The following is a 6,623-nucleotide window of genomic DNA, read 5'->3' on the forward strand; positions in this document are numbered from 1 at the left end:
AAAATCTCGAGACACTCCCGGGAGTACTCGGGCCGGACCCGCAGGTCCGCACCAAAGGAGAGAAAGCCCTGGCCCGAGAAATCGAGGAGACTCTGGATGGAGCGTGTCCGCTGCCGGACCTGTTCCTTCTGCTGCTCGATCATGTCTTCCATGATCGATTTCTGTTCCTGGTGGAGGCGGCTGACCTCCTTTTTCTGGTAGAAGTGGCAATTTTGCGGGCGGTTGATGCCGTTGAAGATCGCCTTTGCCATGGCGTAGCAGTCGTTGTACCCGCAGGAGGAGCAGTGGTAGATGTCTTCCGGGCCGTGCTTGTGCATCTCCCGCAGGACCTCGTCCATCTCTTGTGGCGACGGGTCCGAAAGGAGGGNAAACTCGCTGCGGTCCTGGTAGCACCGGGTATAGAGGCCCGGTTCCCAGTACTGGTCCACGAGNTCCCTGATCGCGGCGGGGTCGGAGCGGTGTGGTTCCCCCGGGTTCTCCCGAAGACGCGCTTCCAGGGGTGCCTCCAGGAGGTCGATGGACCGGTTCGCCAGGTTTGTGCCGGGGCCCCCGTTGCAGCCCTGGGAACAGTTGAGGCAGTCCACCAGCAGGGGGGTGTGACCCGCCGTCAGGACTTCCTGGAGCTGGTCCAGATAGGGATAGACCAGATCGGGACCTTCGATCTTTCTGATGCTCCCGGCGATGTCGGGGTTGTCCCGCGTCACCGTCCGCAGGAGTCCTCCGGGGGAGGAGAAGAGGACCCCGCGCTCGGCGGGGGGGCTTGTGTAGGGTTCCCGGCTGTAATCGGTCAGGGAAAGGCCGGTTTTTTCCAGATACGCCACCAGGGACGAGAAGGTCACGTTGTAGTGGATCAGCCCCGTCTCCTCGAACTCCCGTTTTTTTGCCAGACAGGGCGAGAACGCGGCGATCCGGTGGTCGGCGTAGTCGGGGTAAAAGCGGCGAATCATCCTGGCGGTATGGCCCATGGGGCTCTCCAGGGGTGCCAGAAAAGGGAGGAGCTCGGGCCGGAAGAGCTCAATGTAGGAGACGATCGCCGGACAGGGTTGGGCCAGGAGTGTTTCGGGCTGTTCCTGCTCCAGATAGTTCAGGTAGGACCGGGCCGTGAGTTCGGCGCCGAAACTGACGTCAAAGACGGCGGCTACCCCCAGGGAACGGAGGAAGCCGTTCAGACGGAGGTAGTCCTCGGGGAAGACCGAGGCCACCGAGGGTGCCACCAGGACTACCAGAGGGACCCGGGCCCGGAGGTCGGCAAAGAAGGTGCCCGCCTGATCCAGGGGTGTGCGCGCTCCGTGGCGGCATACGGCGATGCAGCTGCCGCAACCGATGCAGGCTTCGTGGTTTACCGCGACGGTTCGGTCGCTTCCGTTGATACAGTATTTTACGGGGCATACCGAGATACAACGGTGACAGTTGACGCACCGGTCGTCATCGGTGGCGATGACGGGACTCAGGGCTTCCATACGCGACCACCTCCAGAAAACAGAACAGAAGATCAACCCCTGCGGGGCCGGAACACGCAGGCGACGCCAGCGGGTGCCTTCCTGCGGGACAGCGACAGCGGCCTCGACATCGGTGTCTACCTCGACAGCAACATCGGCCTCGACGGCGACATCTTTCCTGACATCGGCGCTCAGAGAAAGAAAAGAAAAAATGATAAACAGACATACCGATAGTCCTGAACCTATCACGCAGATAAAGCAGGCAACACTTTTTTATCTGGTCTGATGGGAGATTGTACCAGCCGTAGCGGGAAGGGGCAACTTTTTTTCCCGGCCGGTCAAAAACTTGAACGTCTGAAACAGGAGAGGGTCTCATTTTTTCCCCTGGCCGGGGTGATCGGCTGAAAGGGGATGAAAAAGTTTTCCTTGCGCCAACGGCAAAGTGTACGTACCATTGAGGGATCACATCAGAAGGAGCTGACGATGTCCGATAATTCGAATCGACCCGATCCAGGCCAAGAGAAAGACTACGATCTTGAGTTTCGCGAGGGGAGAGATATCTCCGATCGCTTTTCCACACCCCAAAAGGTCCTGATCGGGCTTCAGCATACCATGGCCATGCTGGGCGCCACCGTTCTGGTTCCGGTTATCACCGGTCTGAACGTATCGGCCACCCTCTTCGCCGTTGGTGTGGGTACCCTGATCTTCCACTTCTTCACCAAGGGTCGCGTCCCCGGTTTTCTGGGGTCCTCCTTCGCCTTCATTGCTCCCCTGCTGATCGCTGCCGAGACCTTGAGCCTCCAGCACGCCCAGGCGGGTATTATCGGCGCCGGTGTTGTCTACGTTCTGGTGGGCCTTCTGGTGCAATGGATCGGTCCCGAACGGGTTGCGAAGGTATTTCCTCCCATCGTAACGGGGCCGGTTATTATGGTCATCGGGCTCGGGCTGGCTCCCGTGGCGATGGGCATGTCCGGTGATCACTGGGGAGTTGCCGTCCTCACCCTTCTGGCAGCGGTGGGTATTACCATGTTCGGCAAGGGGATCATCAAGGTTGTTCCCATTCTTGGCGGTCTGGTTATCGGTTATATCGCTGCTGCCCTTCTGGGGCTTGTTGATTTCAGCGGCATCGCCCAGGCTCCTTTTATCGGGTTGCCCGGGTTTACCCTGCCCAGATTCAGCCCCCAGGTGTTGCTGATCGTCACTCCTGCAGCGATCGTCTCCGTTATCGAGCATATCGGTGATATCCTGGCTATCGGAAATACCATCGATCGCGACATGAAGACCGATCCCGGTATCGCCCCCACCCTCTACGGAGGCGGTGTGGCGACGATCATCTCGGGTCTTCTCGGTGGTCCTTCCCTGACAACCTACGGCGAGAACATCGGTGTTCTGGCGATCACCCGCGTGCACGCCACCTTTGTGGTGAGTATGGGTGCTATCTGGGCCATCGTCATGGCCTTTATCCCCAAGGTTGAGGCTCTGATCCAGTCGATCCCCGGGCCTGTTATCGGGGGTGTCTCGATCCTGCTCTACGGTATGATCGCTGCTGTTGGTATCCGCACGCTTATCGAGGGCAAGGTGAGCCTTATCAAGCCGCGCAACCTGATTATTGCCAGCGTGATTCTGGTTATCGGCGTGGGCGGTGTGGCCTTCACCGTTGTTGAGGGGCTGGAGCTGAGCGCGATGGTTCTTGCTGCTGTTACGGGTATCATCCTGAACCAGGTTCTCCCCCAGGAGGTATAACCTCTCTTGTTTGCGCCCGACACCGGGCTCTTTCGCACACCAGCCGGCAGGAGCGATCCTGCCGGTTTTTTTGTGTCTGCCCTGTGCTCCCCCGGGTCTGCCCTGGGTACGGGAGCAAGCGTATTATATTACCAAAAAGATTATATATTTTTTATCGAAAAATCCAGTTTTTTCCCGAAANGGGAACTATAGTCTGATTGGGCGTTGCCTCGGTGATCCCGCTCCCGGGAAAGGATAGATCATAACAGAGCCAGGAGGGCTGAAGGTACGTATCAGTAATTTGCAAGAGGATCGAAAATATCAATTATAACAATTTAAGGAGATTTTTTGTGAAAACCAAAGTATGGAAATCGATTCTTGTGGGTATGCTTACTGCCCTGGCCGTGTTTCTTGTGTCCTGTGATGACCTGGTGAGCAGCAGTAGTAGCAGTTCCGGTTCCAAGGCAAACCCGGGCCACCTGGGGGAGTCCTTTACACTACCCACCGGGGAGATCTGGGACTGGCCTGCCGAGGGCAGGACTGTCGAGGCCCGTTTCACTACACAGGAGCGCGACAGAATCACCATTGCTACGGGCGCCGTTGCGGGTGGAATGTTTCCCGATCTGGAAATCCGGGAACCAACTCAGGATGAGAAGGCTCAAATGCGTCCTATATCTGACCTCGGTGATGATATAGACTGGAGCAATCCCGATGCAAGGATCGCGATACTTGAGCTAATCGTCCGTGGCGAGCCAATGGGCGAGTTGACCCCTANACTTGGCGAAATCTACCGCGAGTGCTACGACTGGGAGGAAGACGATGACGGAAATGACATATTCGAGGAGATTATTGATGTTGAGTGGTGGTACGTCACTGCCGACACTTCGTTCCAGGGTGATCTTGTCGACGACGAGTGCGAGGACGAAGATGAATGCGACGACGAGTGCGACTGCGAGGACGATGTACCTCTTGCCGTAAATTTGGACCTCCGGCAAGGTTGGAACCGCGTGGTTACTCGTTTTTATGAGTCCGANTCCAGNGNAGAAGCAACCATGACGGTCGCTGCCGAGCCGGCGGGGGTCTACTGGCAATACGATGAAGACTAATACCGCAAGGGGCTAATCGCGTGGTCCCTCCAATCCCCGGCCTCGGGGAGGGTTTCCCCTCCCCGGGGCCGGGAACCGTTAACTCCGTCTGCTACCGGAATATCAGAAGCGTCGGACGGGGCGGACGCGGGGGGTATTCGTACCATTCGTGCTTCGCGAGAAGATCTCAACCTGAGGTGTTGATGTTGAGCTGGGCACATGAACGGTGAAAGCGTTACTGTCCATGCTTGCCTGACCATATCCTCCATTATACGTGGTTGAAGTCCAGTATCTGCGAGTGTTGCCTGGACCATATCTCATTCCGGCGATTTCCCATACGGATGTTCCTGCAGAAGTGCGAGCATTGGCTATCTCGATCAACTCGGCCGCTGACGGCAAATACCAGACCGCATTGGAATCTGTAATAGTGACTGGCTTGAGTCCCCCGATGTCTGATTCTCGGGCTTGTCTTGCTACCGTTTCACTCCCATGACCAGAACCTGCCCAGGCGATGATTTCTGCCGTGGAAGGTCGGCCACCTCCTAACACATCGAAAGTCTTCAGGAGGTCGAACTTTCCATGGGCGGCATTGCCTTCTCCTGGGTCGGTCGTAAAGACGAGATTCGGGCCTACTCCTGATGCTAACCAACCCGGATTAAAATTTGGTGCCTGGACCGTATCCTCAGGTTCTTCGACGGGTGCCACCGCAAGAAAACGCCAGCCAGTGTTGCCCGCCGCGAAACCGGCGTCCTCAAGTGCATTCCTGTGAGCACGTGTTCTCTGCGGCTCACTGCCTCCAAGGATATGGAAGATAATACCTTGATTATCTGGCAGTACTTCACCAATTTCATACTTCGGAATCCAGCCTGCGTACAGGGTCAAGGGTCCCGTCACAGAGTCGATGGTGAACCACTCGGAGCTGTTTTCTCCTGTGGAGACCTTGTTCGTGACAATGTATTCCGGACCAGGACCCTGCTCGGTAAACCAACCTCCAAAAACGTCGTGCTGAGGGCGAGAGGTACTTATCGCCGGGGCCTCAGTAACCAGGGCTACACCATCGGCGGTTACATTGGTAAGTACCGGCGTAGGGGCACCCCCTCCATTACCATCGAAGGTAATTTCCGCCTGCCACCGAGCGTATAGTGTGGTATTTGCTGTCGGGTTGTTACCCCAATCGTCGCCGTCGTAGTCTGGCGCAAAGAACCAGTCGCCACCAAAGGTTAGATCACCCCGTGTGGGTTCAGGCAGCTGTGTTGCGCTGCTCATGTTCCACCAGCCAACGTTACTGGCAATCGTTATGCCCTCAAATGCGTCGCGAGTGACTACACCACCGGGCATGGTTCCTCCGTTGGCATCGAAGGTAATGGTGTATACTTCCCGTGGCGTGTAGGTAATGCTCACCGGGCGCAGACCAACAACTGGACTAGACCCTTCGGCCGGGAAGCTTGCCAAATATTCACCCCCAGTATTGAACGCAAACTGCCACACTGCGGGAGTCCCCGCAGGGGGGGTGTTGGCGTTTCTTGAAAAGGAAACAGTTTCACTTTCCCATTCCCAAACGCGCTGGTTAGAGCTCACCGTCCACGGAGCCGACAGGACATCCTGAAAATAGGCCGTGCGCTCAAAGGGAAGCACGTCACGAAGGTGCATCACTGGTCCATTGACCGTCCTCGTTCCGGTTCCTGGTTCGACAAAGGTCACCTGTGCAGAAATGTTCTCGAACTCCGGCAGCCATCGGATGTAGAGCGTGGTGTTTTCGGTAAAAGTGGCCTCAAAGCCAGGCAGATACCACCCATCATCGGGTTCTGAAGAGCTTGGATTCATTATGCGTTCGTGCTGTGTACTATAGGGTTCGGTTGACCAGCCCGAAGCGTGGTAGGTCACAGAACTCCCCCCGGGACCAGCCCCCGTCGCCTCGGCCGTAAACCCGATCCCCTGGGTCAGCCGCACCGGAACTCCGGCGGTCGCGGCAATTGGCGCCGGGGCTGTTGCGCTGGTGGAAAGGGAGAATCCGCCGCCGGTGTCGGTATCCAGGACAAAGGTTATGGTGATGGGTGTTGGCGCTCCACCCCCTACACGATCAGTCGTCCCTCCGGAACTTGTGCTGGAACCCATTGGATTGGCGCATCCAGCCAGAACTGCGGCAAGAACGAGCATTACCGGCATGAGATAGCGCACCACGGCGTGTCCTGTCTGCTGAAATCTTTCTGTGGTCATAAAATCTGTCTCCTTCAATCAGACGTTCAATCAGACGAAATAGTCTGTATTTGAAAATTCCACAGAGCCAGACGCTGGACATCTACCATATGGTATAAAAGCACAGTATTTTACTCAGAAATACAGCAAGATCCTCCCCCGGGGGTCAGAGGGGTAGTAT

General features: G+C 56.8%; 3 protein-coding genes. 1 reads left to right on the forward strand and 2 read right to left on the reverse strand.

The features are described from left to right. Nucleotides 1-1,460 (reverse strand): [Fe-Fe] hydrogenase large subunit C-terminal domain-containing protein (locus B071_RS16995; protein ID WP_157703145.1); only part of this gene is annotated, 1,460 nt, incomplete at its 3' end. A gap of 462 nt (nucleotides 1,461-1,922) precedes the next feature. Here B071_RS16995 and B071_RS0110020 point away from each other — a divergent pair. Next, a complete protein-coding gene (locus tag B071_RS0110020) occupies nucleotides 1,923-3,182 on the forward strand; it encodes a uracil-xanthine permease family protein (protein WP_018526960.1) in 1,260 nt (419 codons plus the stop codon). A 1,187-nt stretch (nucleotides 3,183-4,369) separates the two neighbouring features. Here B071_RS0110020 and B071_RS19225 read toward each other — a convergent pair. After that, nucleotides 4,370-6,463, reverse strand: coding sequence for an InlB B-repeat-containing protein (locus B071_RS19225; RefSeq protein WP_083914821.1), 2,094 nt, complete (start codon nucleotides 6,461-6,463; stop codon nucleotides 4,370-4,372). Between the last annotated feature and the right edge of the window lie 160 nt (nucleotides 6,464-6,623).

Origin of the sequence: Alkalispirochaeta alkalica DSM 8900 (assembly GCF_000373545.1) — a bacterium.
GTDB classification, from domain to species: Bacteria; Spirochaetota; Spirochaetia; order DSM-27196; family Alkalispirochaetaceae; genus Alkalispirochaeta; species Alkalispirochaeta alkalica.

Excerpts from the sequence above, each read along its gene's own strand:
- B071_RS0110020 (WP_018526960.1), top strand. The coding sequence starts at position 1,923 with ATGTCCGATAATTCGAATCGACCCGATCCAGGCCAAGAGAAAGACTAC.
- B071_RS19225 (WP_083914821.1), bottom strand. The coding sequence starts at position 6,463 with ATGACCACAGAAAGATTTCAGCAGACAGGACACGCCGTGGTGCGCTAT.